This window comes from Lentzea sp. NBRC 105346, assembly GCF_030269605.1.
Lineage (GTDB): Bacteria > Actinomycetota > Actinomycetes > Mycobacteriales > Pseudonocardiaceae > Lentzea.
This window is the reverse complement of record NZ_BSTQ01000020.1, coordinates 16573-41085: the sequence shown is the minus strand read 5'-3', so window position 1 is coordinate 41085 and position 24513 is coordinate 16573. Positions and strand designations below refer to the sequence as shown.

The following is a 24513-nucleotide window of genomic DNA, read 5'->3' as shown; positions in this document are numbered from 1 at the left end:
CATGCGTACCGCCCGCCGGCCGCACAAGCGCAAAGGTGGACATGAGCATGAAGCTGCAGGCGTTCGGCACCCTTCTGGCCGATACCCACGACGCCACGATGCGGGCGCACGCGGAGCTCCTCGCGGCCGTGACCGAGCTGAACTCGTTGCGCCGCAAGCCAACCGCGCCGGCTTCGTCCGACGTGGATTTCGTGACCGACGTGCTCGCCGCGTCTCGTTCACTGCTGGACGCGGAGGAGGTGCTCGACGTGCTGCCCGCGTGGTTCCCCTCCGAGGAGCCGGTCGGACATCGCGTCCTGCGCGAACAGCTTCCTGTGCTGCTGCGCGTCGCGGATCGTGAGAGCGCTCTCCTAGCATGGTCGCCGGAGCGTGGACTGCTCGTCCGATCCGGCCTCGCGGCCGGGATGGCGGAGTTGTTCGGCCAGTTGTGGGACCGCGCCACAGCGCCCCTGCGGGACCAGATCCTGGAGCTGATGGCCGCCGGTCTCGACGACGCGGCCGTCGCGTCGGCCACCGGGCGCAGCATCCGCACGGTCCGTGCCCACATCGCGGCGATCATGACCGAGCTGGGTGCGGACACCCGGCTGGCCGCCGGCGTCGAGGCCGCGCGGAGGGGATGGCTGTGAGCCTGGGCGTCTCACCTTCGGCCGAGGCGCTGTACCGGCGGTTGGTGACTTCGGGTCCGCAGCCCGCCGGTCCGTCGTCCGCCGAGCTGCTCGCCGCCGGTCTGGCGACCCGCAGCCCGTGTCATCCGGGGATGGTCGTGGCGGTGCTGCCGGAGGTCGTGTGCGACGGGCTGCTGGCGCGGTTCGCCGCCGACCTCGCCGAACGTCAGGCCGTGGTGCGCAATGCCCTGCTCGAGGCCATGCACGAGGACGACCTGCCCGCGGGTGAGTTCGAGGTGCTCACCGATCCGCAGGCGATCAAGCGGACCGCGAGCGAGGTGCTGATCCGGGCTCGGGCCGACGCCTGCGAGTTCGCTCTCGCCACACACGATCCGTCGCTGACGTCCGTGCCGTTGCCGCTCACGCCCAACACCGCGCCTGGTGTGCGGTACCGCGTCGTCTACGCGAGCTCGTGTCTGCGCAGCCCGCTGGGGCGGCAGATCATCGAGGCATCGCGGGAACTGGGGGAGGAGCAGCGGTTCTTCCCGGGCTCACTCGCCGCGCTGCGGATCGGGGACGACGTCGCACTGGTGCGGCTTTCGTCCGGGGCGTTGCTGGTGCGTGCGCCGGCGTTGGTGCAGGTGCTGCGGACCTGGTTCGAGCTGGTGTGGGAGCGCGGCGGGCCGCTCGATTCGGCGAACCCGTTGTCGCCGAAGGAGATGGCGGTGCTGGAGTTGCAGGCCGCCGGGCACAAGGACGCGGCGATCGCCCGTGCGCTCGGCATCAACGTGCGGACCGTGCGCCGACATGTGGCCACGATCCTCGCGACGCTGGGCGTCGAGTCCAGGTTCGCGGCGGGTGTCGAGGCGGCCCGCCGCGGCTGGTTGTGAAACTTCAGGTGAGCGAGGCGACCTGGTCGCTGACCACCTGGGCGGCGGCGGACACGAGTGCGGTGATCGCGGGGTTGGTCGAGTTGTCCTGGCGCCACCCGAACTGCGTGTAGACGCGGAACGGCGGCGACCACGGCAGGCGCACCAACCGGCCGTCGGCCAGTTCGGCGGCCACGGCGACCTCGGGCATCAACGCCACGCCGAGACCGGCGGCGGCCGCGCGTTTCGCGGCGTCCACGGAGTCGAGTTCCAGTTGGGGCGTGCGGCTTTCCGCATCGTCCAGGCCGAGGGCCTGTTCGAACAGCTCGTGATACGAAGCGCCGTTCTCCGCCCGAATGACCGTGCACCGGGTGAGCTCGTCGTCGGTGATCTCCGAGCGTTGCGTCAGCATGTGGTTCGGACCGCTCACCAGCACCATCGGCTCGGGGCAGAGCACGGTGGTCTCCAGACCGTCACGCGGCTCGATGGGGCCGACGAAGAACGCGCAGTCGAGGTGGCCGTCGCGGACCGCCGCGAGGTTGCTCAGCGCGTTCCGGGAGTGCAGCGACAGCTGGACGCTGGGGTATCGCCAGCACATGTACTCGATCAGCGGTAACAGACGGTAGTCGGTCAGACTCTGAGCGGAGCCGATGACGACTTTTCCATGTGGTTCGCCGTTCATCGTTATGGCTTTTCGCGCTTTTTCGGTGAGGCTGATGATGTTTCGCGCGAAGGGCAGCAGTTCGACACCCGCCGATGTCATCTGGATACCCCGGGGGAGTCTTCGGAATAGTGTTACTCCGAGTCCCTCCTCGAGTGCCTTGATGCGTGTCGTGATAGTGGGCTGAGAGCAATTGAGTTGCGCTGCGGCCTTGGTGAAGCTGCCGGTTTGAACCACGGTGGTGAACGCTAGAAGTTGGCGTGTCTCCATGTATGTGCCCCAACGGTGCGATGCGGTGCGGTCCTCGATGTCGCGTGCCGTCACAACGTCAACATCGCAGTGGGATGAGTAGCGGAACTGCGGCCTTCAACTCGTCGTCACCTTGTCCACGGCGGTCGTGAGAGAACTCTGACGACGATGTCTCGTTCGTACTCATCCCTTTGTTACGGCGGAGCTGGTTCACCCAATACTAGGCAATTTCGACAGGTGTCCACAGCGACTTTGTTAGGCCGAATGAGTGATCTCTGCTCGGCTGAACGACGGTGCGTAGTTGGTCGGTTGGGCAGCGTGATCGACGCAGCACAGATCGGAGGTCTCCGGCCGAACTCACCCCTCAGAGGGGCAAAAGGCCGTTGACAGTGGCCTAGACATCGGATGCAATCCACCCGGTTGGGGTGACAGGTGTCACGAACAGAGGAGTTCGGGCCATGAAAAGGGTTGCAACGCTCACCGCGGCGGTGTTGCTCGCCGTCGGGCTCGCCGGCTGTCAGGTCAAGAGCGACGCGGGCGGGACCTCCGGGGGCGGTGAGGAGATCAGCTTCCTCACCTTCGAGACGCCGAACCTCACGCCCGACTACTGGAACGCGGCGATCAAGCGGGTCACCGACAAGCACCCGGAGATCAAGGTCAAGAAGCTGGTCGCCCCGACCGCGGACGGCCGGACCGCGTACGCCAAGCAGCTGCTGCAGTCCGGGCAGTTCCCCGACGTGATGATCGCCGTGACACCCGCGGGCTTCGCCGAGGCCGGCGAGCTCTACGCGTGGAACCCCGACGAGCTCAAGGACTTCCAGTTCCCGACGGCCAACCCGATCAAGGGCAAGTACTTCCAGCTGCCCGCGAACACCCAGACGATCCCGCCGATCTACTACAACAAGAAGCTCTTCGCGGACGCCGGGGTCACCGGCGAGCCCAAGACCTGGGACGAGCTGCTGGCGGCGGCGGAGAAGCTGAAGGCCAAGGGCACCACGCCGTTCGTCATCGGCGGCGGCAAGGACGGTTTCGCGTCGTCGATGATCCTCGCGGGCATCGTGAGCACCGACCTCTACGGCAAGAACAAGGACTGGATGACCCAGCGCCGCGAGGACAAGGTCAAGTTCGCGGACGCGGACTTCCAGGCCGCGCTGACCAAGTTCGCGGACCTCGCCAACAAGGGCTACATCGACAAGGCCAGCGTGTCGCGGGACTACGCCGCCACCGAGCAGGCGTTCCTCGACGGCAAGGGTGCGATGTACCCGATGGGCAACTGGTTCGCGGCCAACGCCGACACCAAGAAGCCCGCGTTCGACATCGGCGTCTTCAACTTCCCGACCGCCGACGGCAAGCTGATCGTCCCCGCCTACACCGGCGGCGGCATGATCGTCAGCGCGAACGCCAAGAACCTCAGTGCCGCCAAGAAGTTCGCGCTCGCGTTCCAGCTCGACAAGACGCAGCTCGACCAGTCGGTCAAGGCGGACGGGCTGTTCCCGGCGATCAAGGGCTACACGCCGCCCGCCGACACGGGCCCCGTCTTCAAGGCCGGGTACAAGCTGTATGAGGACGCCGTCAAGGAGAACGCCGTCGTCCACACGTTCCGCTGGGAGACCGCGGACGACGGCCTGCTGCCCGGCATGACCGACAAGGTCGACCAGGCGGCGCAGGACCTCATCACCGGACGCAAGTCCGTTGCGGACGTGGCCGCGTTCCTCGACACGGAATGGAACAAGGCGCGTTGACGCAACTGAAAGAGCGGGGTGCGCCGACCTCCTCCGGCGTACCCCGCCCCGTACCACCGGCTCCGCACAGACGACGGCACGTGTGGCCGAAGGTCTGGCACTTCCTGTCCTTCGGCGCGCCCGGCGTGCTGATCTACGTCTGCTTCGTGCTGGCGCCGATCGTCATCTCGTTCTGGTACAGCCTGACGAACTACAACCCGTTCAACCCGCCGATCTCCTACGTCGGCTGGGAGAACTACTTCCTGTTGTTCCAGGACAAGGAGTTCCTCACCGCGCTGAAGGTCACGTCGATCCTGACCGTGATCGTCGTCGTGGTGCCCAACGCGCTCGGCCTCGGCGTCGCGCTGCTGCTCGACCGGCCCGGCTGGCTCTACAACGCGCTGCGCAGCGTGTTTTTCACGCCGGTGATCCTCAGCTCGGTGGTCGTCAGCATCATCTGGTCGCGGTTGCTGGACAACGAGGGGCCGCTCAACACCTTCCTGCGGTTCCTCGGTGTCGAGAACCCGCCGGGCTGGCTGTCCGACCCGGACGTGGCGCTCTACTCGCTGGCGTCCATCGTGTGCTGGCAGATGCTCGGGTTCTGTGTCGTGGTCTACCTGGCGGGGCTGCAGGGCGTGCCCCAGGAGCTCCTGGAGGCCGCGCAGATCGACGGCGCCGGGCCGGTGCGCCGGTTCCGCGCGGTCACGTGGCCGCTGCTCGCGCCGTCGTTGACGATCAACACGGTGGTGCTGCTCATCTCCGCGTTCAAGACCTACGACTACGTCAAGGTGATCACCAACGGCGGCCCCGGCGCCGGTGCCACGGCGACGATCGCGTTCAACGTGCTGGCGACCGGGTTCGACGCCAACCACGTCGGCTACGCCTCGGCGATGGCCATCGTGATGCTGCTGATCGTCGCCGTGGTGACCGCGGTCGTGCTGAAGCTGTTGCAGCGCAGGGAGGTCGACCTGTGAGGTGGGTACGCCCCTCGGTGGCGCTGGTCGTGGGCGCGATCTTCTTCGTGCCGCTGTACCTGGTGCTGGTCAACGTGTTCAAGCAGGGCGGGAAGATCGCGTCGTCGCCCGCGACGCTGCCGGTACCGCCCACTTTGGACAACGTGGTCTCGGTGCTGACCCGGCCGGACCAGCTGTTCTGGGTGTCGCTCACGAACAGCATCGTGGTGACCGTGCTGTCCGTGATCGTGCTGATCGTGCTGTCCGCGATGCTCGGGCACTACCTGGCGCGCACGCGCCGGACGTGGACGCGGGTGCTGACGCTGGTCCTGCTGGCGGGCTTGATGATCCCGCCGCAGGTGATCCTGATCCCGATCTCCGACGTGCTGCGCATCGCCGGTCTCATGGCGACGCTGCAGGGCCTGGTGTTGTTCAACGTCGGCTACTACGTGCCGTTCGGGGTGTTCGTCTTCACCGGCTTCATCCGCGGTGTGCCCGTGGAGCTGGAGGAGGCGGCGGTGCTCGACGGGGCGTCGCGGTCGCAGGTGTTCTGGCGCATCGTGTTCCCGCTGCTGCGGCCGGCCACGGCCTCGGTGATGATCTTCCTGGGTGTGTGGATCTGGAACGACTTCATCGACCCGCTGATCATCCTCGGGCCGTCGCAGGGGACCACCATCACCACCGGCATCTACCGGTCGATCGGGCAGTACCAGGCCGATCTGGGCAGCGTGTTCGCCCTGATGGCGCTCGCCACCCTCCCCGTCCTGATCTTCTACCTGGCTCTGCAGAAGCAGTTCGTGAAGGGACTGACCGGCGGCGCCACCAAGGGCTGAATCCGTCAGCAGCTCGCCGCGGACGCTCCCACCAGGAACGTGTGCGCGGTGCCGTGCTCGGTGATCGTCACGCGATATCCGGTCACGGCCGCCTCAGTGAAGCGGGCGAACTTCGGGAAGCCGGCCAGCTGCCGGGCCGACTGCACCGGGGTCACCTCGATCTTCGCGGAACCACGGCTCTTGCCGTCACCGGAGCCGACGCCGTCGATGGTGACGGCCCCGGCGGACGGGTCGACCTTCGTCAGGTGCTCGCGCCGTACCGACACGTCCGGAGTGCCCGATTCAGTCCGATGTGGACCATCGGGCGTGCAGGACACCGCGTGCTCCGGGAAGTCGACCACCAGGAACGGCGTCGCCGACCAGCCGTTGGCCGACATGTCGGTCAGCGCGAACCGGCCGGACGAGCCCGCCTGGGTCTTCCCGGTCGTGACGGCGGCAACCGCGTGCGCGTCGGTCAGGTCGACGCGCCAGCCGGGCAGCGACTGCGCGATGCCGCTGCGCGACGCCTCCGCGTACTCGGCCAGCTCGCCGGGTGCGGAAGCCGCCACGGCGACGCCCTCCTCGCCGAGCAGGTAGGGGGCGGAGGTCGCGGCACCGCTCCCGCCCGCGAGGGCCGGAGCGGTGAGCGACAGCAGTGCGGCGCCCGTGGTGAGCGCGGCGGTGATCGTGCGTTTCATGTGACTACCCCAGAGGTGTTGACGGTCAGCCCTGGCAGGCGACGACTCCGACGAGGAAGGTGAACGTGTGGGATCGGCCGTCCGCGTCGGTCTGGTCGATCATCAGGAAGCGGCCGGTCACCTGGCGGTAGTCGCCGGGAAGGTAGTCCGCGACGAGGCCTCGAGTGGCCTTGGTCAGGTAGACCTTGGTCGCACGCGGCTCCTGCCACGGCGAGTCACCGGCCGCCACGGCGGGCATGTCGTGCGTCTCGACGCCCGCGTCGACCTCTTCCAGGACACCGTTCGCGTTGCGCAGCAACAGCTTCAGGCCGGCGCTCTCCCGGACGCGGTCCTCGCCGCCGGTGAGCGCGCAGAACACGGAGTTCGTCAGCTTGCCGAGCACGAGGAACTCGCCGTGGTCGTCGCTGAGCGACAGGGTCGTGCCGGCGAACGCGGCGGCATCCACGCTGGTGTGCCGGGCGATGCCGGTGACGCCGGACCCGTCGGCGTGGGCCAGCTTCAGGTTCCAGCCGGGGTGGGCATTCGTGAAGCCGGTCTCGAGAGTGCCGCGGTACTCGTCGGCCGGATGGTCTGCGGTGGCGTCCAGCCGGACCTCTTCGCGCGACATCGGTCGATCCAGGTGGAGCGAGTAGAGGACGGTGGTGGCTCTCGAGTCCTCGCCGGCTTGGGCCGGCACAGCGATGATGGTCGTCAGCAGGGCAGCGGCAGCCGCCGCCGCGATCAGGCGTGACATCGAATCCCCCAGATTCGTTGTGATCGTCGTTCGACCGTATCGACTCGGCGGTCTCCCGAGGAGCCCTTACCTGTTGTCAGGCAGGGGTGGCGGCGGTCACACAGCGGGTCTCGCCTAGACTCGTCCGGAATCCGGCGCGCCCCAACTGGCGGTACCGGCTGTTCCGCACGTCCTGTTCGTATCGAGGAGTCCACGTTGAAGAGCACCGTCGAGCACCTGAGCCCGACGAGGGTCCGGATCAACGTCGAGGTGCCGTTCGACGAGCTCAAGTCGAACTTCGACCGCGCGTACCGGAAGCTCGCCAAGCAGGTCCGCATCCCTGGTTTCCGGCCCGGCAAGGCGCCCGCGCGCGTGCTGGAGAGCCGCATCGGTCGGGCCCCCGTGCTCGACGAGGTCATCCAGGAGGCCATCCCGGCCAAGTACCTGGAGGCCGTCAACAGCGGTGAGGTCCGCACCCTCGGTCGTCCCGACTTCGAGGTGACCAAGATCGAGGACGGCGAGACGCTGGCGTTCACCGCCGAGGTCGACGTGCGTCCCGAGATCACCGTCCCCGCGTTCGGTGAGCTGTCCGTCACGGTCGACGAGCAGCAGGTGACCGACGAGGACGTCGACAAGCAGCTCGACGAGCTCCGCGCCCGCTTCGGCACGCTGACCGGCGTCAAGCGCCCGGCCGAGACCGGTGACTTCGTCATCGTCGACCTGTCCGCCACGGTCGACGGCGAGGAGGTCGAGGAGGCCCGCACCACCGGCCTGTCCTACGAGATCGGCTCCGGCCAGCTCGTCGAGGGCATCGACGACGCCCTGATCGGCGCGTCGGAGGGCGAGACCAAGACCTTCACCACCACGCTGGTCGCCGGCGAGCACACCGGCCGCGAGGCCGAGGTGTCCGTGGTCCTGAACACGGTCAAGGAGCGTCAGCTCCCCGAGCTCGACGACGAGTTCGCTCAGCTGGCCAGCGAGTTCGACACGCTGGACGAGCTGAAGGGCGACCTGCGCACCCGCCTCGGCCGCGTCAAGAAGATGCAGCAGGGCGTGCAGGCCCGCGACAAGGTCCTCGAGGCGCTGCTGGAGACCACCGAGGTCCCGCTGCCCGAGGCCATCGTCCAGGGCGAGGTCGACGCCCGTAAGCACGACGCCGTGCACGCGTTCGAGCACGACGACGCGAAGTTCGCCGAGTGGCTGGCCGAGCAGGGCCAGACCCAGGAGGAGTTCGACGCCGAGCTGCGCAAGGCCGCCGAGCAGGCCGTGAAGACCCAGCTGGTGCTGGACTCCATCGCGGACGCCGAGCAGCTGAACGTCACCGACGCCGAGCTCACCGAGCGGATCATCTACCAGGCCCAGCGCTTCGGCATCAGCCCGGACGAGTACGTCCAGCGGGCCCAGCAGTCCGGCCAGCTCGGCGCCATCTTCGCCGACGTGCGCCGCGGCAAGGCGCTGGCGTCGGTCGTGCGCCAGGCCACGGTGACCGACGAGTCGGGCAACAAGCTCGACCTCGACGAGCTCTTCGGTGAGTCCAAGCAGGACGCGGGCGACCAGGAGTAAAGCCCTGAGCGAACGCAGGCGGTGTCGGGACGAAGACGCCGCCTGCTTTCGTTAGGGTCGTTGTCAGAGATTCAGAGTCTTTCCATTGGAGTTAGGCAGGCAACCGTGACGCAGCACTCCTTCCCGACGCCCGAGATGCGGTCGGCCACCGCGGGGATGAACCTCACCGACTCGGTGTACGAGCGGCTGCTCCGCGAGCGGATCATCGTGCTGGGATCCCAGGTCGAAGAGGGCATCGCCAACCAGATCACCGCTCAGCTGCTGCTCCTGGCCGCTGAGGACCCCGAGAAGGACATCACGCTCTACATCAACTCGCCCGGTGGTTCGGTCACCGCGGGCATGGCCATTTTCGACACGATGCAGCTCATCGAGCCGGACGTGGCCACGTACGCGATGGGCCTGGCGGCGTCGATGGGGCAGTTCCTGCTCTCCGCGGGTGCTCCCGGCAAGCGGCACGCGCTGCCGCACGCCCGGATCCTCATGCACCAGCCGTCCGCCGGCGTCGGTGGTACCGCCGCGGACATCGCGATCCAGGCGGACATGCTCACGCGCACCAAGCGCGAGATGGCCGAGCTGATCGCCGAGCACACCGGTCAGCCGGTCGAGCGAATCATCGCCGACTCGGACCGCGACCGTTGGTTCACCGCGCAGGAGGCACTGGAGTACGGCTTCGTGGACAAGGTCGTCACCAGGGCCTCGGTGGGCAACAGCAACAACTGACCGGCCGCACACCAGTAGGAGACATCAAGTGAGCCAGTTCCACGCGCCGCAGTCCCGCTACGTGCTGCCGTCCTTCGTCGAGCGCACGAGCTACGGCATGAAGGAGTCGAACCCGTACAACAAGCTGTTCGAGGAGCGCATCATCTTCCTCGGCGTGCAGGTTGACGACGCTTCGGCCAACGACGTGATGGCGCAGCTGCTGGTCCTCGAGTCGGAGGACCCGGACCGCGACATCCTGATGTACATCAACTCGCCGGGTGGCTCGTTCACCTCGCTGATGGCCATCTACGACACCATGCAGTTCGTCCGCCCGGACATCCAGACGTACTGCCTCGGCCAGGCCGCCTCGGCCGCGGCCGTGCTGCTCGCGGCCGGCACGCCCGGCAAGCGGCACGCGCTGCCGAACGCCCGGATCCTCATCCACCAGCCCTCGATGGAGGGCGCGTACGGTCAGGTCTCCGACCTGGAGATCCAGTCCAACGAGATCCAGCGCGTCCGCCGGCTCATGGAGACCACCCTCGCGCGGCACACGAACCGCACCGCCGAGGAGGTCCGCGAGTCCATCGAGCGCGACCGGATCCTCACGGCGGAGGAGGCCAAGGAATACGGCATCGTGGACTCCGTGTTGCCGTACCGCAAGCTCTCAGCCAAATCCTGAGGACGGCGGAGGGGCGGGGTGTGCTCGCGAAGAGCGCTCGCCTCGCCCCGCCGCCCGTGTTGGTCCGGGGACACCCCAGACCCCACGAACGGCCCATCCGACACGCCGATCGACACGGTTTACTGGCATCGTCGGCGTGTCGGGGGGACGCTGGTCCTCCCGCTGAGCGGGGTCGGCCAGGTACCGTCAGGAGAACACAGGCGGGACCCACACCCAGTGGGACATGCCACAGCAAGTCAGTCAGGCGCACTCAGCAGGTGTGTGCCGGAGGGGACATAGGTCAGCGGTCATGGCGCGTATCGGTGACGGCGGCGACTTGCTGAAGTGCTCTTTCTGCGGAAAGAGCCAGAAGCAGGTAAAGAAACTCATCGCCGGCCCCGGCGTCTACATCTGCGATGAGTGCATCGATCTCTGCAACGAGATCATCGAGGAGGAGCTGGCCGAAGCCGGCGACGTGAAGCTCGACGAGCTGCCGAAGCCCGCCGAGATCCACGAGTTCCTCGACCAGTACGTCATCGGGCAGAGCGACGCGAAGCGGACCCTCTCCGTCGCCGTCTACAACCACTACAAGCGCATCCAGGCAGGTGACCGCGGGCGCGAGGGCCGTGACGACGGCGTCGAGCTGGCGAAGTCGAACATCCTCATGCTCGGCCCCACCGGATGCGGCAAGACCTATCTGGCCCAAACGCTCGCGAAGATGCTGAACGTGCCGTTCGCCATCGCCGACGCGACCGCGTTGACCGAGGCCGGCTACGTCGGTGAAGACGTCGAGAACATCCTGCTCAAGCTCATCCAGGCCGCGGACTACGACGTCAAGCGCGCCGAGACCGGGATCATCTACATCGACGAGGTCGACAAGATCGCTCGGAAGAGTGAAAACCCGTCGATCACCCGCGACGTGTCGGGCGAGGGCGTGCAGCAGGCCCTGCTGAAGATCCTGGAGGGCACGACGGCGTCGGTGCCCCCGCAGGGCGGCCGCAAGCACCCGCACCAGGAGTTCATCCAGATCGACACGACGAACGTCCTGTTCATCGTGGCGGGCGCCTTCGCGGGCCTCGAGAAGATCATCCAGGACCGGGTCGGCAAGCGCGGCCTCGGCTTCGGCGCCGAGGTGCGCACGAAGGCCGAGATCGACGCGGCGGACTTCTTCGCCGACTCGATGCCCGAGGACCTGATCAAGTTCGGCCTGATCCCCGAGTTCATCGGCCGCCTGCCGATGGTCGCCTCGGTGACGAACCTCGACAAGCCGTCGCTGGTCCAGATCCTGACCGAGCCGAAGAACGCGCTGGTCAAGCAGTACCAGAAGCTGTTCGAGATGGACGGCGTGGAGCTGGAGTTCACGAAGACCGCTCTTGAGGCGGTCGCCGACCAGGCGATTCTCCGTGGTACCGGTGCTCGTGGGCTTCGGGCGATCATGGAAGAGGTCCTGCTGCCGGTGATGTACGACATTCCCAGCCGCAGTGACGTGGCCAAGGTCGTTATCACCGAGCAGACGGTCAAGGAAAACGTGAACCCGACGATCGTGGCTCGCCAGCCTTCGCGCCGGGAGCGTCGCGAGAAGTCCGCCTGACGTGTCGCTGCCGCATGTGCTCCTGATCCACGGGTGGACCGGTTCGGGTCCGGAGCACTGGCAGAGCTGGCTGGCGGGCGAACTCGCCCGCCACGGCGCTCAGGTCGACTATCCGACGTTCAGTTCGCCGGACGCTCCGGAGCTCGGGGTGTGGCTGGACGAGCTCTCCAACCATCTTGAGGCCGCCCCGCGCGGTGTTGAACGGGTGGTGGTGGCCCACTCGCTCGGGTGCCATCTGTGGCTGCATCACGCTGGTCGTGAGGTTGCCCGGCAGGTTGATCGGGTGTTGTTGGTGGCGCCTCCGGCTTTGGATCATCCGGAGCCTGCGCTCAAGTCGTTCCTGCCTCCGCCGCTGGACCCGGATGGTTTGCGTCGCGCCGCGCGTGAGACTCGGCTCGTGGTGGGGGATGGGGATCCGTACTGCTCGCTTGCCGATGCCAAGTCTCTGGCTGAGGCGTTGCGGATTACGGTTGATGTGCTGCCTGGGGCCGGGCATATCAACACTGATGCCGGGTATGGGGCTTGGCCTGCGGTTTTGAAGTGGGTCCGGTCTTCGCGTACGCCGCTCACGCCTCGCTAGCCGGCGCGAGTCCTACGTTCCGGACCCGTGAGTCCTACGTTCCCGACCCCTGAGTTGTACGTTCCCGTGCCTCGGCGCCCCCAGCCTGGCCCTACTTGTCTCCGGCTCCTGGGTTGTGGCTGCCTGTTGTGTTGACGCGGCGGCTTTCGTGGTGGGTTGCGTTTGTGTTGACGCGGTGGCTTTCGTGCTCGGGGCTCCGCCCCGGACCCCGGCTCAGCTCAAAGAGGGGCCCTGGGTGGTCCGGTTTCGTAGTGGGTTGCGTTGGGGTGGTGTGCCCCTCCCGTCGCATCGCACCTGAGGCAGCCACATCCGAGACCCCAGGTCAAGCGAAAAGCGTGCTTGACCTGGGGTCTCGGATGCGGCAGGGCGTTCGCCTGCGATGCGACGGGAGGGGCCCACCACCTGGGGGTTTTGCGCGCTGCGCGCGGGCCTGGGGTTCGAGCCCCTATGCCTGACGCTCGTCCACCTGCGAAATCTCGACTCGGTTACGGGCGGCACTACGCGTTCGACAGTACTGTGGATTGCGTAGTAGTGTCCACGGCACAACAGCGGGGAGTGAGTGGATGGACACTAGTCAGCTCTTGAAGGGGGTGCTGGACCTCGCCGTCCTTGCCGTGCTGCGCAAGGAGGACGGGTACGGCTACGACGTGGTGCGGAGGCTGCGTAGCGGGGGGCTCAACGACGTGGGTGACGCGTCCGTGTACGGCACGCTGCGTCGCCTCTACAACGCTGGTTTGCTCACCTCGTACGTGGTGCCCAGCGAAGAGGGCCCGCACCGCAAGTACTACAGCATCAACGAGCCGGGCAGGGTGCGCCTGGCCGAGTCGGGGAAGACGTGGCGGTCGTTCGCGAGCACGTTGAACGGCCTGCTCGGGGAGGTCGCATGAACACGCAGCAGGCGCGGCTCGGGGTGGAGGGCTACCTGGCCGGGATGCGCGCGGCGCTCGCGGACCTGCCGCCGGCCGAGGTCGCGGAGATCATGGAGGATGTCGAGGCGCACGTCTCGGAGATCGCGGCCGAGCTTGGCGAAGGGGAGACGCTCGAGCAGCGGCTTGGGTCGCCTGAGGCGTATGCCCAGGAGTTGCGGACTGCGGCTGGGTATCCGGCTCGGACCGAGGTGATCAAGAAGCACAAGATCACTGGCAAGCTGACCAAGTCGCGGATCGCGGTGTGGGGGTTTGCTGCGGCCGTGGTGTTCACGGTGCTTGCGGGGACCGTGTCGGTGCGGGATCCAGAACCGCTGATTCTGCCCGCGATCGTGCTGGCGCTCTCGTTCGCGCTGATTCACGAGCAGGGGCCGGAGCTGGCTAAGGTTCGGGCGCTGCCGGAGGTGCAGAAGGCCAAGGAGCTGCTCAACCAGCCGGTGGACACGCCTGCTGGGAAGGCGCTCGCGTACCTGCGCTCGTTGCAGCCCGCTTGGTGGCTGCTGCGGACGTTGTTGCTGGTGCTCGCGGCCGTGTTGATGACGCGGCGGGACCTGCTGGCGTTCGTGCTGGTGGTGGCGCTTGCGGCAGCGGCGTTTTACGGCGGGCCCAAGTCGAAGAGCGACCGGCGGTGGTTGTGGGTGACGTTGCCTGCCAGCGCGCTTGCTGCGGCGGTCATTCTTGGGTTGATCGACATCGCGGCGGACTCGGTGCGGTTGTCCAGCAACTCGTATCCGTCGTACCAGGTCTACCAGGAGCGTTACGAGAACATCTATCCGTTCGACTCGAACGGGAAGCCGCTCGAGGGCGTGCTGTTGTTCGACCAGGACGGCAAGGCGATCAACGCGCCGGACGTTGGCGGGCAGCGCTGTCCGAACGCCGAGCCGGTGATCCCGGCGAACAAATATCCGCGGCCGAAGATCGACTGGCAGAACGGGCAGTGTGTGACGATCCCGCCGTCGATTTCCCAGCCGCCACCGGCGTCGTCCGAGCCGCCTACGTCGTCGTCGGCACCGCCTTCGTCGTCGTCAGTGGCGCCGCCGTCACCCAGCAAGTGAAACAAGAGAGCGGGGCCGGTCGGGGGCCCCGCTCTCTACCTGCTTTCGCTGGGTTCGGCCAGTTGCCGCAATATCGGCATGGCCGAACGCAGCAATTCTCTGTCGTCCGGCGAAAGTTCGGCCATTCTTTCACCCAACAGTTCGGCTTCGCCGTGAGCGAGCGACAGGATCGTGTCGCGACCGAGTTCCGTGAGCGCGACGATAGTGGCCCTTCCGTCGGCCGCATCCGGTTCTCGCCGGACGAGGCCGCTGGACTCCAGGCTGGTCACGACCGTGGTCGCGGTCGGCTGCGAGCACAGCGCACGTACCGCTATCTCACCGATCCGCATCGGGCCGTGAGCGCTCAGCTCGGAGAGCACCAATAACTGAGTGGGTTGCAATCGACGGGCCGGCGCGGCCTGTCGAAGACTTCGCACCAGCCGGTGCACGGCCACCACGAGTTGCAAGGCTTCGTGGTTGGTGACGGTGGTGGGCATCGTTTCTCCGCACGCGCATGTGATTGTCCGAATTGGGACACGAACCTTGGAACTTTCCCCTATTTACGCTCCGCGCGCTATCCGCCAATTGCCGATCGCCCGATTGGATGCCGCCTGGACCAGTGAGGGGAGAGTAACGTCACGCCGCGCGTCAGATCAGCGCAAATCTGCAGGTAAACAGCGTTAAGCGTAGATCATTGCAACCCGAACGGAGGCATGGGGCGTAGATCGTGGTGAAGTGAGAGGAGTACTGCATGCCGCTGATCGGACTACTCCTCCTGCGGCGGGCACACTGATCACGTGAATGCCACCACGAGACGCGGGGAGCTGCGGATCTACCTCGGCGCGGCGCCCGGCGTCGGCAAGACCTTCGCCGCGCTCGGCGAGGCGCACCGGCGGCGCGGCCGCGGCACGGACGTCGTCGTCGGTTATGTCGAGACGCACGGCCGGGCGAAGACGGCCGAGCTGCTCGCCGGGCTGGAAGCCGTGCCGGTGCGGCGCACGCGGCACCGCGGCGTCGAGTTGACGGAACTGGACGTCGACGCCGTGCTCGCACGCAGACCGCAGGTGGCGATCGTCGACGAGCTCGCGCACACGAACGCGCCCGGTTCGCGCAACGCCAAGCGGTGGCAGGACGTCGAGGAGCTCCTCGACGCGGGAATCGACGTGCTGTCGACGGTCAACGTGCAGCACCTCGAGTCGATGAACGACGTCGTGCAGCGGATCACCGGCGTCACCCAGCGGGAGACGGTGCCGGACGAGATCGTCCGGCGCGCCGAACAGGTCGAGCTCGTCGACATCACGCCCGAGGCACTGCGGCGCCGGCTCGCGCACGGCAACGTCTACGCCGCCGACAAGGTCGATGCCGCGCTCGCCAACTACTTCCGCGTCGGGAACCTGACCGCGCTGCGCGAGCTGGCCCTGCTCTGGGTGGCGGACCAGGTCGACGAGGCGCTGCGGCGGTACCGGGCCGAGCAGGACATCACCGACACCTGGGAGACCCGCGAACGCGTCGTCGTCGCCGTCACCGGTGGGCCGGAGAGCGAGACGCTGATCCGCCGCGCCGTGCGCATCGCCACGCGCGCGGGCGGCGATCTCCTGGTGCTGCACGTGTTGAGAGGGGACGGGCTCGCGGGCGCGGATCCGCAGTCGATCTCCCGGTGCCGCAAGCTCGCCGAGGACCTCGGCGCCACGTTCCACACCGTGGTGGGCGACGACGTCCCGACGGCACTGCTGGAGTTCGCGCGTGGCGTGAACGCGACGCAGCTCGTCCTCGGCACGACCCGGCGCTCCCGGTTGTTCTCCGGGGGCATCGGCGCGGCGGTCGTGCGGGATTCCGGCGCGATCGACGTCCACATGGTCACGCACGAGGAGGCGGGGGGTGGCTGGCGGGGACGGGGGGAACCGAGCCCGTTGCGCCGGTCGCGACTGCTGGCCGGCTGGGCGCTGGCGGTGCTGGGACCCGCGCTGGTGACGTTCGCCGGCGTCACCTTCCGCGACCAGCTGATCCTGTCCACGAACGTGATCGGCTACCTGCTGGTGACGCTGGTCGTCGCGATCGTCGGCGGCCTCGGCCCGTCGCTCACCGGCGCACTGCTGAGCGCGTTGCTGCTGAACTTCTTCTTCACCGAGCCGTACTACACGCTCACGATCGCCGCGCAGGAGAACGTCGTCACGTTCGTCGCGATGATCATCGTGGCGGTGTCGGTGGCACTGGTGGTCGACCGCGCCGCGCGGCTGGCGGAGCAGGCGGCGAGAGCGCGCACGGAGGCGACGCTGCTCGCGTCGTACGCGCGCACGGTCTTGACGCATCCGCATCCGTTGGCGCGGCTGCTGAACGACGTCCGCGAGAACTTCGGCGTCGGCTCGGCCGCGTTGCTGGAGCGCTCCGACGGCGGGTGGCGGCGCGTCGCTGGCGTCGGCGCGCAGCCGAGCGCCGATCCGGACGACGCGGACGTCGACGTGGCCGTGACGCCGGAGGTGCACCTCGCGTTGCGCGGACGGTCGTTGCCCGCGTCGGACCGCCGCGTGCTCGAAGCGGCGGCGGGACAGGCGCTGCTCGCGTTGCGCCAGCAGCGGATGGCCGACCAGGCGGCCGAGGCCGAGCGGCGGGCGTCGCGCAACGAGCTGCGCACCGCGTTGCTCTCGGCCGTCGGGCACGACCTGCGCACGCCGCTGACGTCGATCAAGGCGGCGGTCGGCAGCCTGCGCGACCCGTCGCTCCCGCTGTCCACAGTGGACATCGCCGAGCTGCTGGAGACCGTGGAGGAGTCCGCGGACCGGCTGACCGGGCTGGTCGGCAACCTGCTCGACTCGTCCCGCCTGGCGACCGGGGCCGTCGAGCCGGTGTTCCGCGAGGTCGCCTGCTACGAGGTGGTGGCGCTGGCGTTGCGCGGACTGGGCGACGTCGCGGTCGACGTGCCCGAGTCGCTGCCGTTGATCCGTGCCGACATCGGACTGCTGGAACGCGTGATCGCCAACGTCGTGGACAACGCGCTGCGGCACGGAGCCGGGCCGGTGACGGTGCGGGCGTCCGAGCACGCCTCGGTGGTGGAGCTGCGGATCGTCGACCACGGGCCGGGGCTGCCGCGCGGTGCAGCGGAGGAGATCTTCGTGCCGTTCCAACGGTTGGGGGCCGCCGCGAGCGGTGTCGGGCTGGGGCTGAGCGTGGCGAAGGGCTTCACCGAGGCGATGGGCGGCAAGATCAGGGCCGAGGACACACCGGGCGGCGGGCTGACGGTCGTCATCTCGATGCCCGCCTGCGAGGAGAAGGAATGACGAAGGTCCTGGTGGTCGACGACGAACCGCAGATCCTGCGGGCGTTGCGGATCAACCTGTCCGCCCGCGGTTACGAGGTGCAGACTGCGGCGACCGGCAACGAGGCGCTGCGCCTGGCCGCCGACGGCAAGCCGGAGGTCGTGGTGCTCGACCTCGGCCTGCCGGACATCTCCGGCGTGGACGTGATCGCCGGGCTGCGCGGCTGGACGACCGTGCCGATCATCGTGCTGTCCGCGCGCACCGACTCGACGGACAAGGTCGAGGCGCTCGACGCCGGCGCGGACGACTACGTGACCAAGCCGTTCGGCATGGACGAGCTGCTCGCCCGGCTGCGCGCGGCCGTGCGCAGGTCGGCGGTCGGCGCGGTGGACGAGCCGGTGGTCGAGACGTCGTCGTTCGTGGTCGACCTGGCGGCGAAGAAGGTGCTGCGGGACGGCGCCGAGGTGCACCTGACGCCCACCGAGTGGGGACTGCTCGAGATCCTGGTGCGCAACCGCGGCAAGCTCGTCGCGCAGAAACAGCTGCTCCAGGACGTGTGGGGTCCCGCGTACGCGAAGGAGACCCACTACCTGCGGGTGTACCTCGCGCAGCTGCGGCGCAAGCTGGAACCGGACCCCGCCCGGCCGCGGCATCTGCTCACCGAGCCCGGAATGGGCTATCGCTTCGAGCTCTGACGAAGTGGATTCTGACGGATGTGATCGCGGAAGAGGCGCTGCGGACGCTCGACTTCGAGAAGGCGCTCGCCTTGTTCGACGGCGACTCGCCGGAGGCCGTCGGCGGTCGCGTGCGCACGTTGTGGGCGAAGCGCCGGTACGCCGAGGCCGAGCAGCTGCTGTCCAATGGGGGCCCCGATCATCCGGCGACCCGGCTGGCCAGTGGCGTGATCGCGCTCGGCCGGCGGGACGACCCGGTCCACCTGGGCATCCAGTTCGGATCGTCGCATCGGGACTGCGATCTCGCGGTCGAGCACTTCACGGCGGCGCTGAAGCTCGGCATGCCCGCGGTCCGTGGTCTGGCCACCGCGCACCGGATGGCGTGGCGGCTGGACGAGGCACGAGCGCTGCTCTCCGATGATCACCCGAGCCTGATCGTCGAACGGGCGTGGTGCCTGGTCGACGAGTGGGACCTCGAAGGCGCGCTGGAGGTGCTCGCGACCGTGCCGGACGACGTCGAAGCGCTGTTCGCGACGTCGTTCGTCGCGCGGCACTTGGAGGCGTTCGACACTGCGGAACGCGCGGTCGGGCAGCTGAGGCGGCGCGGTGCGAACGAGGTGCAGACGGGGATCGAGGCCGCGTGGCTGGCGGACTTCCGGCGGCGCACTCTTCCGGCGGCCGAGGTGGTGGCGGCCAAGGCCGACACGAACCAGGCGTTTCACGCGGTGCTGCGACTTGATCCGGGCAGCCCCAGCGCGATCGAAGGTGCGCATTGGACCGGCGGATACCCCGACCGGCTACCCGCCGAGAACTCGCCGTCGTTGTGCAACACCCTTGCGTGGCAGTTGGTGTCGAGCGATCAGACCAAGGCGCTCGCGGAAGCCCGGCACGCACGGACGCTCGATCCGCACATGCTGCGCGCCCAGGTGACCGAGGGGCACATCCTGCTGTACCAGGGCCGTGTCGACGAAGCGCGGCAGGTGCTGACCGGCGTGCTGGAGCGGTGCCCGCGGTTCACGTGGGCCAGCGAGGCGCTCGGCTGGACGGAGCTGGACGCGTTCCGGCACGAGAAAGCGTTGAGGCACTTCACCGACGCCGGGCCGTACGGCTGCGTCGGGCGGGTGGCCACGTTGCGCCGGGTCGGCTGCGTCGACCTCGCCGAGGAGGAGGCGGCCGAGTTCGTCGAGCGGTATCCGGGCGACGCGGAGCTGCTGGCCGAGCTGGGCTGGTGCGCGATCGACGAACGCCGGTACCGCACGGCGGCGGACCGGCTGAACGAGGTCCGGGTGATCGACCCCGACCACAAGGGCGCGGCGGACTGGCTGCGCAAGACCACGTGGCACCGTCGGCTCAGCATGGGCTGGTTCGACCGGGTGGAAAGCGCGTGGGGCTCGCCCCGCAAGCCCGTCGAGCGATGGCTCGCGCCAGACCAGGTGCCGCTGCGGTTGCGCGCGCGGCTGCGTGAGCTGGACCGGCGCAACTCGCAGGCGAACGCCGTCGACCAGGCCGCCGAACCCGTCGCGGGCTTCGTGCTCGCGGCGGCGCTGCTGTCTTCGCTGGCTTTCGGCCCGATCCTGTTGTCGCGGCTGGTGAGCCGTTCGGCCGACGCCGCGGCGTACGGCATTTGGGTCGGTCTCACCTTGGCGTTCGCCGTGGCGATCTTCGCGGCGCTGGGGTCGATCGAGACCGACCGCAACATCGCCCGCACCGTTTCGGTGCTCAGCTTCCTCGACGCGGTGGGCATCGGCTGGCTGCTGTTCGCCACCGGCGGCCGGCCGGTGGGCGTGGCGTTCTTCGGCTACCTGCTGCTGACCGCCGTCGCGATGGCGCTGGTTCTGTGCTGGTTCATTCTGGGCGTCTTCTTCGCCTTCGAGTGGGCGGTCCGGGCGATGGGCAACGCCGCGCGGCGGCGCACCCCTGTGGCCGGGCTCGTGCACGACCTCTCCGAGCTGCTCGACCTGCTGGACTACCCGCCGTGGCTCATCGAGCACACGAATCGGGCGCGCTGCCTCGAACTGCTCGACGCCGTCGCGTCCGGGCTGGGCAACGCGCTGAGCGAGCCGGTGGTGCGGTCAAAACGCACCCGGCCCGGTGGTGTCGAGGAGTTCCAGGCCCTGATCGCCGAACCCGTCGCCGCCGTGCGCGCGTTGAAACGCCTCGTCGTGCGGCCGACCGAGGAGGGCTGGGACCGGCTGCGGTCGGTGCTCGGCGAGATGGTGCTCATCGCGTGCGAGGGCCGGTGGGGTGACCTGCCCCGGCAGAAGCCCGAATCGGCCGCCCGCGTGCTGCGCAACCGCCTGGTCGTCGTGCTGCGGGGTGCGTTGATCGTGCTCGTGCCGCCGCTGGCGCTCGCCGGCTACCAGCTCGCGCAGGGGCGTGGCGTGTTCGACGCGCCCGTCGAGTTCTCCGTAGTGCTGTACGTGGTGTGGCCGCTGCTGTCGCTCATGTGGTGGCTCGACCCGAACCTGTCCAGCAAGATCAACGCGTTGAAGAGCACGACCGACGTGGGCAAGCCGACGTCCGGCAAGTGACCTGGACAGTTCCTTCACACGGTCGAGCTTGTCCGGTTCATGGACACGATCACGTACCTGGACACCGTCGCTCGCCACGACTACAAGCAGGCCGTCCGTGTCGCGCTCGATCTGTGGCCCGGCCACACCGTGCTGGAGGGTGCATGTCGACCGCCTGCTGCACCAGGTGTCCGACCCCGCGTTGGTGCTGGCGGAGATTCGCCGGGTGCTGCGGCCCGGCGGCATCGTCGGCCGGGCTCGAGGTGCTCGACGTGTCGACGATCGCGCCGGTGTTCCGGTCGTTCGCCGAAGCGGACCTCGTGCTCGGCCTGAGCCGCAACGCTCTCCGGGCCGCCTCCGCGGGTCTGCTGTCGGTCGAGGACGCCCGCACGTGGATCACCGCTCTGGAGGAGGGGCCGTTCCTGGCGGCGTTCGTGATTTTCGTGGTCGTACTCGGCCGTTGATCAGGGCTTGGTCGTCGGCGGCGTCGTGGTGGTCGTCGTTGACGTGGTCGTCGTCGGCGCGCTCGACGAGCTGCTGGTCGGCGGCGTCCACGACGTGGGCGGGTTGCTCTGCGGCGTCGTCGTGATCGTCGGCTCGGCCGTGGGCTGCTGGGGCTTGGGCTGCACGGGTTGCTGAGGCTTCTGGTCCTCGGGCCGCGACAGCTGCCTGCGGTCGGCGTCGGCCTTGGCGGCGCCACTCGACGAAGCGGCCGTCGACACCGTGACGATCACGGTGGACGTGCTCCCGTCCGGGGCGACGCTGGCCGACGTGATGGTCTCCGCGACCTCGGCCTTCGGGTGGGGGTTCGCCTGCTGGCCGTCCTTCGCGAGCATCGTCGCGACGGTGGCGAACATCGTGGCGACGACGACGCCGCCCGCGGCCAGCATGACGACCGTCGACACCTTCTTCTTCGGAGCCGAAGGTGACTGCGGATGATCTTCCTCGAACACACCATCTCCTCGTGGGAAACCCGGTCGGATGGTCTTGCGTTCGAGTTATCGGCTGATCCGAACGTCGGCCTCAGTTGCGCCACACGTTCGAGTGACGCTCAGTCACAACAAGGTGACGGACGTCACCCAGAGCCGACTCAGTCGTTCAGCCCGGCTGGCCCGGCTCCGTCGTCGTGGTGGTCGTGGTCGTCGTCGTGGTGGTGGTCGTGGTGGTCGTGGTCGACGACGACGTGGGCTTCGTCGGCTGCGTGGGCTGGGTCGGCTCCTCGGTCGTCACCGTCGTCGTCGTGCCGTCCGGGCGCGTGATCGTGGTGACCCGAGTGGCCTTCTTGGTGGTCGTCGGCGTCGGTGCGTCCGTCGTGGTCGACGTGGTGGTGTCGGTGACCGACGGGGTCGTCGACGTCGACGTCGAGACGGACGGGAAGCTCAGGGTGTCCCTGGCGACGATGTCCTTGCGGGGTTGCGGGGCCGCGGGCTGCGCGGACGACCCGGCCGCGATGGACGCCACGGCGGCGAAGATCGTCGCCACCACGACGCCGGACACGGCGAGGATCACCTGGGGCGTCCCGCGGAAGCGCGAGCGCGCGTCAGGTTCCGGGCTTTCGTACACGCGGTTGTCTCCTTGAACTCAGCGGCCGAAGTCCTGCGTCCAGTAGCTGCCACGGGTGTCGAGGCCGACGCCCATGGCGGTGAACGAGCAGTCGAGGATGTTGCGCCGGTGGCCGGGGGAGTTCATCCAGTCCTTCATGACCTGGTCGGCCGTCTTCTGACCCATCGCGATGTTCTCGCCGCCGGGGCTGGCGTAGCCGGCGTCCTTCATGCGCTCGGCGAAGTCGATGCCCTCGGGGGTGTCGTGCGAGAAGTAGTCGCGGGACGCCATGTCGGTGCTGTGCGCCTGCGCCGCCGTGGTGATCCGGTCGTCGAGCACGACGGGCTTGCAGCCGGCGTCGGAACGCTCCTTGTTGACCAGGGTGAGCACCTGCTGCTCCGCCGACCGGTTCACGGGCTTGGCCGTCGTGGTCGGGGGCGCGGTGGTGGTGGGCGGAACCGTGGTCGTCGGCGGGACCGTGGTGGTCGTGGTGGGAGCGGTGCTGGAGGAGCTCTTGGTGGTGGGAGCGGCAGCCGGGGAAGAAGAAGTGGAGTGTCTGCCTGGGGCGGCGGCGTTGCCGGAACCGAACTGGGTCGCTGCGTCGGTCGACTCCTGTGCCGCTGGTCCGATGCCGAGGGCCGCCGAGTTGGTGAAGGCGAGTCCGGTCGCGCCAGCCGCGCCGATCAGAAGTCCGAATAACAGGCTTCGGGCACTCACGGCTGGGGACCGTACCACTAATGGGTGACATCGCTACGTGCCCCGGAAATCACGTCAAGTGACTGGGGGACCATTCGGGGGTGGATGTTCGACTGAACGCGTGGGTGCGCGGATACGTCCAGGGCGTCGGTTTCCGGTGGTGGACGCGGGCGCGGGCGTTGGAGCTCGGGCTCGTCGGCAGCGCGTCGAACCTGCGGGACGGCCGCGTCGAGGTGGTCGCCGAAGGATCCGAGGAAGCGTGCAAACGGCTGCTGGAGGCTCTCCGATCGGGTGAAACGCCCGGCCGGGTCGACACCGTTGTCGAGCGGTGGACCGAGGCGCGCGGCGGATTGACCGGGTTTATCGAGCGCTGAACCGTTCGGCCGCGAAGTGGCGTAGTAAGAGGTCGTGGACTCCGCCGAAGACGTCCTCATCCAGCTCTACGACCGCTGGCGCGGTCCCTTGCTGAGCTACGTCCTCAAGCTGGTGGACAACGACTACCAGCAGGCCGAGGACGTCGTTCAGGAGACGCTGCTGAGGGCGTGGCGGCACCACGACGAGCTGAAACCGGACGAGGCCGCGCCCTGGCTGTACACGGTGGCGCGCAACCTCGTGATCTCCGGCTACCGCAGGCGCGGCGCGAAGGCCACCGAGGTGCCGATCGAGCCCGCCGACCTGCCGCCCGTGTCCGACGAGGTCGAGCACGTGCTGCAGGTGTGGCAGATCGCGGACGCGCTGCGCGGGTTGAGCAAGGAGCACCGGGCGGTCGTCGTGGAGCTGTACTACCGCCGCCGCACGGTGGCGGAGACCGCGAAGGTGCTCGGTGTCCCGCCGGGCACGGTGAAGTCGCGTTGCTTCTACGCCCTGCGGGCGCTGCGCGACGCCTTGGAGGAACGGGGGGTGACCGAGTCATGACCTGCACGCACGCGCTCGACGTCGGCGCCTACCTCTTCGGGTCGCTCGACCTGCGCGAACGGTCCGCGTTCGAACGGCACCTCGGCGGCTGCGACACGTGCCGGGCGGAGATGCTGCGGCTCGCGCCCCTGCCCGGCCTGCTCGGCCGGCTCACCCCCGACGACGTCGAGAACCTGGACGACCTGCCCACTGTCGCGCCCAAGCCGCGCAAGAGGCGGTTGCTGCTGGCCACCGCCATAGCCGTTGTTGTGGCGCTCGCCACAGTCGTCGTGCTGTTGCGTCCGTCACCTGGGCCCACGTGGGCGGCGAGCGACGCGAACACCGGCGTGTCGGCGTCCGCGCAGATGATTACCCGGTCGTGGGGCACCGAGATCCGGCTGAGCTTGCACGACGTCCCGCTCGGGTCGCGGTGCAAACTGCTGGTCCACGACAAGAAAGGCCAGCGTGAGATAGGTGGGTGGTGGGGAACGTCCACCGCCGACGGCGAGACCGTGCCGGGCTCCACGTCGTTCCAGCTCGACGCCATCGACCATATGGAGGTCATGGTCGACGACCGCATACTGGTGACGTTAAAGCGCTGATCATGCTGGT

At 68.4% G+C, this 24513-nt stretch carries 26 protein-coding genes and 1 pseudogene; 20 read left to right on the top strand and 7 right to left on the bottom strand.

The features are described from left to right. Positions 1-41: 41 nt before the first annotated feature. Both QSK35_RS34740 and QSK35_RS34735 read left to right on the top strand, forming a co-directional pair. Positions 42-626 carry a LuxR C-terminal-related transcriptional regulator gene (locus QSK35_RS34740; RefSeq protein ID WP_285751921.1) on the top strand — a complete coding sequence of 195 codons (585 nt, stop codon included), beginning with the start codon at positions 42-44 and terminating at the stop codon, positions 624-626. Beyond that, the gene (locus tag QSK35_RS34735; protein ID WP_285751920.1) at positions 617-1495 is read left to right on the top strand and encodes a helix-turn-helix transcriptional regulator; all 879 of its coding nucleotides are present in this window, start codon (positions 617-619) and stop codon (positions 1493-1495) included. The genes QSK35_RS34740 and QSK35_RS34735 overlap by 10 nt, the downstream gene beginning before the upstream one ends. A gap of 4 nt (positions 1496-1499) precedes the next feature. Here the strand turns inward: QSK35_RS34735 and QSK35_RS34730 are convergent, their stop codons facing one another. Further along, positions 1500-2156, bottom strand: a complete 657-nt coding sequence (locus tag QSK35_RS34730; protein ID WP_285752106.1) for a substrate-binding domain-containing protein — start codon at positions 2154-2156, stop codon at positions 1500-1502. Between the two features lie 78 nt (positions 2157-2234). After that, a pseudogene (locus QSK35_RS34725) lies at positions 2235-2405 on the bottom strand (LysR family transcriptional regulator); the annotation flags it as partial. A 437-nt stretch (positions 2406-2842) separates the two neighbouring features. On the opposite strand from QSK35_RS34725, the gene QSK35_RS34720 reads away from it, so the two are divergent. Genes QSK35_RS34720 through QSK35_RS34710 form a run of 3 tightly spaced genes read left to right on the top strand, consistent with a single transcriptional unit; the run spans position 2843 to position 5891 of the window. Continuing rightward, the gene (locus tag QSK35_RS34720) at positions 2843-4126 is read left to right on the top strand and encodes an ABC transporter substrate-binding protein (protein WP_285751919.1); all 1284 of its coding nucleotides are present in this window, start codon (positions 2843-2845) and stop codon (positions 4124-4126) included. Continuing rightward, positions 4108-5079 (top strand): carbohydrate ABC transporter permease, encoded by a 972-nt coding sequence (locus tag QSK35_RS34715; protein ID WP_502881762.1) that lies wholly within the window; start codon positions 4108-4110, stop codon positions 5077-5079. The genes QSK35_RS34720 and QSK35_RS34715 overlap by 19 nt, the downstream gene beginning before the upstream one ends. Continuing rightward, entirely contained in the window at positions 5076-5891 is an 816-nt protein-coding gene (locus tag QSK35_RS34710) for a carbohydrate ABC transporter permease (protein WP_285751917.1), read from the top strand. The genes QSK35_RS34715 and QSK35_RS34710 overlap by 4 nt, the downstream gene beginning before the upstream one ends. A 5-nt stretch (positions 5892-5896) precedes the next feature. Here the strand turns inward: QSK35_RS34710 and QSK35_RS34705 are convergent, their stop codons facing one another. Together QSK35_RS34705 and QSK35_RS34700 are read right to left on the bottom strand one after the other, a co-directional pair. Continuing rightward, positions 5897-6568, bottom strand: a complete 672-nt coding sequence (locus QSK35_RS34705) for a hypothetical protein (RefSeq protein ID WP_285751916.1) — start codon at positions 6566-6568, stop codon at positions 5897-5899. Between the two features lie 25 nt (positions 6569-6593). Beyond that, on the bottom strand, positions 6594-7301 hold the full coding sequence (locus QSK35_RS34700) for a hypothetical protein (RefSeq protein ID WP_285751915.1): 708 nt from the start codon (positions 7299-7301) through the stop codon (positions 6594-6596). A 195-nt stretch (positions 7302-7496) separates the two neighbouring features. On the opposite strand from QSK35_RS34700, the gene tig reads away from it, so the two are divergent. The 7 genes from tig to QSK35_RS34665 all read left to right on the top strand — a co-directional run bounded on the left by tig (position 7497) and on the right by QSK35_RS34665 (position 14352). Next, entirely contained in the window at positions 7497-8843 is a 1347-nt protein-coding gene (gene tig, locus QSK35_RS34695; protein WP_285751914.1) for a trigger factor, read from the top strand. 135 nt (positions 8844-8978) lie between these two features. Then, positions 8979-9563, top strand: coding sequence for an ATP-dependent Clp protease proteolytic subunit (locus tag QSK35_RS34690; RefSeq protein WP_285752105.1), 585 nt, complete (start codon positions 8979-8981; stop codon positions 9561-9563). A 28-nt stretch (positions 9564-9591) separates the two neighbouring features. Then, positions 9592-10221 carry an ATP-dependent Clp protease proteolytic subunit gene (locus QSK35_RS34685; RefSeq protein ID WP_285638614.1) on the top strand — a complete coding sequence of 210 codons (630 nt, stop codon included), beginning with the start codon at positions 9592-9594 and terminating at the stop codon, positions 10219-10221. 289 nt (positions 10222-10510) lie between these two features. Next, complete coding sequence (clpX, locus tag QSK35_RS34680; protein WP_285751913.1) at positions 10511-11791, top strand: ATP-dependent Clp protease ATP-binding subunit ClpX; 1281 nt, start codon at positions 10511-10513, stop codon at positions 11789-11791. Position 11792: 1 nt separating this feature from the next. Further along, positions 11793-12371: an RBBP9/YdeN family alpha/beta hydrolase gene (locus QSK35_RS34675; protein WP_285751912.1), complete on the top strand. Its 579-nt coding sequence runs from the start codon at positions 11793-11795 to the stop codon at positions 12369-12371. Between the two features lie 563 nt (positions 12372-12934). After that, positions 12935-13258, top strand: coding sequence for a PadR family transcriptional regulator (locus QSK35_RS34670; protein WP_285751911.1), 324 nt, complete (start codon positions 12935-12937; stop codon positions 13256-13258). Continuing rightward, entirely contained in the window at positions 13255-14352 is a 1098-nt protein-coding gene (locus QSK35_RS34665) for a DUF1700 domain-containing protein (protein ID WP_285751910.1), read from the top strand. Before QSK35_RS34670 ends, QSK35_RS34665 begins: the two co-directional genes overlap by 4 nt. Positions 14353-14387: 35 nt before the next feature. Here QSK35_RS34665 and QSK35_RS34660 read toward each other — a convergent pair whose 3' ends face one another. After that, the gene (locus QSK35_RS34660; protein ID WP_285751909.1) at positions 14388-14828 is read right to left on the bottom strand and encodes a MarR family winged helix-turn-helix transcriptional regulator; all 441 of its coding nucleotides are present in this window, start codon (positions 14826-14828) and stop codon (positions 14388-14390) included. Between the two features lie 300 nt (positions 14829-15128). On the opposite strand from QSK35_RS34660, the gene QSK35_RS34655 reads away from it, so the two are divergent. The 4 genes from QSK35_RS34655 to QSK35_RS34640 all read left to right on the top strand — a co-directional run bounded on the left by QSK35_RS34655 (position 15129) and on the right by QSK35_RS34640 (position 21233). Then, positions 15129-17606 carry a DUF4118 domain-containing protein gene (locus QSK35_RS34655; protein WP_285751908.1) on the top strand — a complete coding sequence of 826 codons (2478 nt, stop codon included), beginning with the start codon at positions 15129-15131 and terminating at the stop codon, positions 17604-17606. After that, on the top strand, positions 17603-18280 hold the full coding sequence (locus QSK35_RS34650) for a response regulator (RefSeq protein WP_285751907.1): 678 nt from the start codon (positions 17603-17605) through the stop codon (positions 18278-18280). Before QSK35_RS34655 ends, QSK35_RS34650 begins: the two co-directional genes overlap by 4 nt. A 20-nt stretch (positions 18281-18300) precedes the next feature. Then, positions 18301-20790: a tetratricopeptide repeat protein gene (locus tag QSK35_RS34645; RefSeq protein WP_285751906.1), complete on the top strand. Its 2490-nt coding sequence runs from the start codon at positions 18301-18303 to the stop codon at positions 20788-20790. A 251-nt stretch (positions 20791-21041) separates the two neighbouring features. Beyond that, on the top strand, positions 21042-21233 hold the full coding sequence (locus QSK35_RS34640) for a hypothetical protein (RefSeq protein ID WP_285751905.1): 192 nt from the start codon (positions 21042-21044) through the stop codon (positions 21231-21233). Here QSK35_RS34640 and QSK35_RS34635 read toward each other — a convergent pair whose 3' ends face one another. After that, positions 21234-21722, bottom strand: a complete 489-nt coding sequence (locus QSK35_RS34635) for a hypothetical protein (protein ID WP_285751904.1) — start codon at positions 21720-21722, stop codon at positions 21234-21236. A 176-nt stretch (positions 21723-21898) separates the two neighbouring features. Between QSK35_RS34635 and QSK35_RS34630 the strand changes: the two genes are divergently transcribed. Beyond that, positions 21899-22348, top strand: a complete 450-nt coding sequence (locus tag QSK35_RS34630) for a hypothetical protein (RefSeq protein WP_285751903.1) — start codon at positions 21899-21901, stop codon at positions 22346-22348. 2 nt (positions 22349-22350) lie between these two features. Here the strand turns inward: QSK35_RS34630 and QSK35_RS34625 are convergent, their stop codons facing one another. Further along, positions 22351-23028 carry a CAP domain-containing protein gene (locus QSK35_RS34625; protein ID WP_285751902.1) on the bottom strand — a complete coding sequence of 226 codons (678 nt, stop codon included), beginning with the start codon at positions 23026-23028 and terminating at the stop codon, positions 22351-22353. An 80-nt stretch (positions 23029-23108) separates the two neighbouring features. Here QSK35_RS34625 and QSK35_RS34620 point away from each other — a divergent pair, with 80 nt between their 5' ends. From QSK35_RS34620 to QSK35_RS34610, 3 genes are read left to right on the top strand one after another with little or no spacing between them, the layout of a single operon-like run. Beyond that, positions 23109-23381, top strand: a complete 273-nt coding sequence (locus tag QSK35_RS34620) for an acylphosphatase (protein ID WP_285751901.1) — start codon at positions 23109-23111, stop codon at positions 23379-23381. Between the two features lie 34 nt (positions 23382-23415). Beyond that, positions 23416-23922: a sigma-70 family RNA polymerase sigma factor gene (locus QSK35_RS34615; protein ID WP_285751900.1), complete on the top strand. Its 507-nt coding sequence runs from the start codon at positions 23416-23418 to the stop codon at positions 23920-23922. Continuing rightward, complete coding sequence (locus QSK35_RS34610) at positions 23919-24503, top strand: anti-sigma factor family protein (RefSeq protein ID WP_285751899.1); 585 nt, start codon at positions 23919-23921, stop codon at positions 24501-24503. The genes QSK35_RS34615 and QSK35_RS34610 overlap by 4 nt, the downstream gene beginning before the upstream one ends. Positions 24504-24513: the final 10 nt, after the last annotated feature.

Bases quoted from the DNA above. Each gene is read 5' to 3' on its own strand.
- QSK35_RS34705 (WP_285751916.1), bottom strand. From the start codon at position 6,568: ATGAAACGCACGATCACCGCCGCGCTCACCACGGGCGCCGCACTGCTG.
- QSK35_RS34740 (WP_285751921.1), top strand. From the start codon at position 42: ATGAGCATGAAGCTGCAGGCGTTCGGCACCCTTCTGGCCGATACCCAC.
- QSK35_RS34690 (WP_285752105.1), top strand. From the start codon at position 8,979: ATGCGGTCGGCCACCGCGGGGATGAACCTCACCGACTCGGTGTACGAG.
- QSK35_RS34735 (WP_285751920.1), top strand. From the start codon at position 617: ATGGCTGTGAGCCTGGGCGTCTCACCTTCGGCCGAGGCGCTGTACCGG.
- clpX (WP_285751913.1), top strand. From the start codon at position 10,511: ATGGCGCGTATCGGTGACGGCGGCGACTTGCTGAAGTGCTCTTTCTGC.
- QSK35_RS34665 (WP_285751910.1), top strand. From the start codon at position 13,255: ATGAACACGCAGCAGGCGCGGCTCGGGGTGGAGGGCTACCTGGCCGGG.
- QSK35_RS34670 (WP_285751911.1), top strand. From the start codon at position 12,935: ATGGACACTAGTCAGCTCTTGAAGGGGGTGCTGGACCTCGCCGTCCTT.
- QSK35_RS34720 (WP_285751919.1), top strand. From the start codon at position 2,843: ATGAAAAGGGTTGCAACGCTCACCGCGGCGGTGTTGCTCGCCGTCGGG.
- QSK35_RS34730 (WP_285752106.1), bottom strand. From the start codon at position 2,156: ATGAACGGCGAACCACATGGAAAAGTCGTCATCGGCTCCGCTCAGAGT.
- QSK35_RS34650 (WP_285751907.1), top strand. From the start codon at position 17,603: ATGACGAAGGTCCTGGTGGTCGACGACGAACCGCAGATCCTGCGGGCG.
- QSK35_RS34660 (WP_285751909.1), bottom strand. From the start codon at position 14,828: ATGCCCACCACCGTCACCAACCACGAAGCCTTGCAACTCGTGGTGGCC.
- QSK35_RS34700 (WP_285751915.1), bottom strand. From the start codon at position 7,301: ATGTCACGCCTGATCGCGGCGGCGGCTGCCGCTGCCCTGCTGACGACC.
- QSK35_RS34610 (WP_285751899.1), top strand. From the start codon at position 23,919: ATGACCTGCACGCACGCGCTCGACGTCGGCGCCTACCTCTTCGGGTCG.
- QSK35_RS34715 (WP_502881762.1), top strand. From the start codon at position 4,108: ATGGAACAAGGCGCGTTGACGCAACTGAAAGAGCGGGGTGCGCCGACC.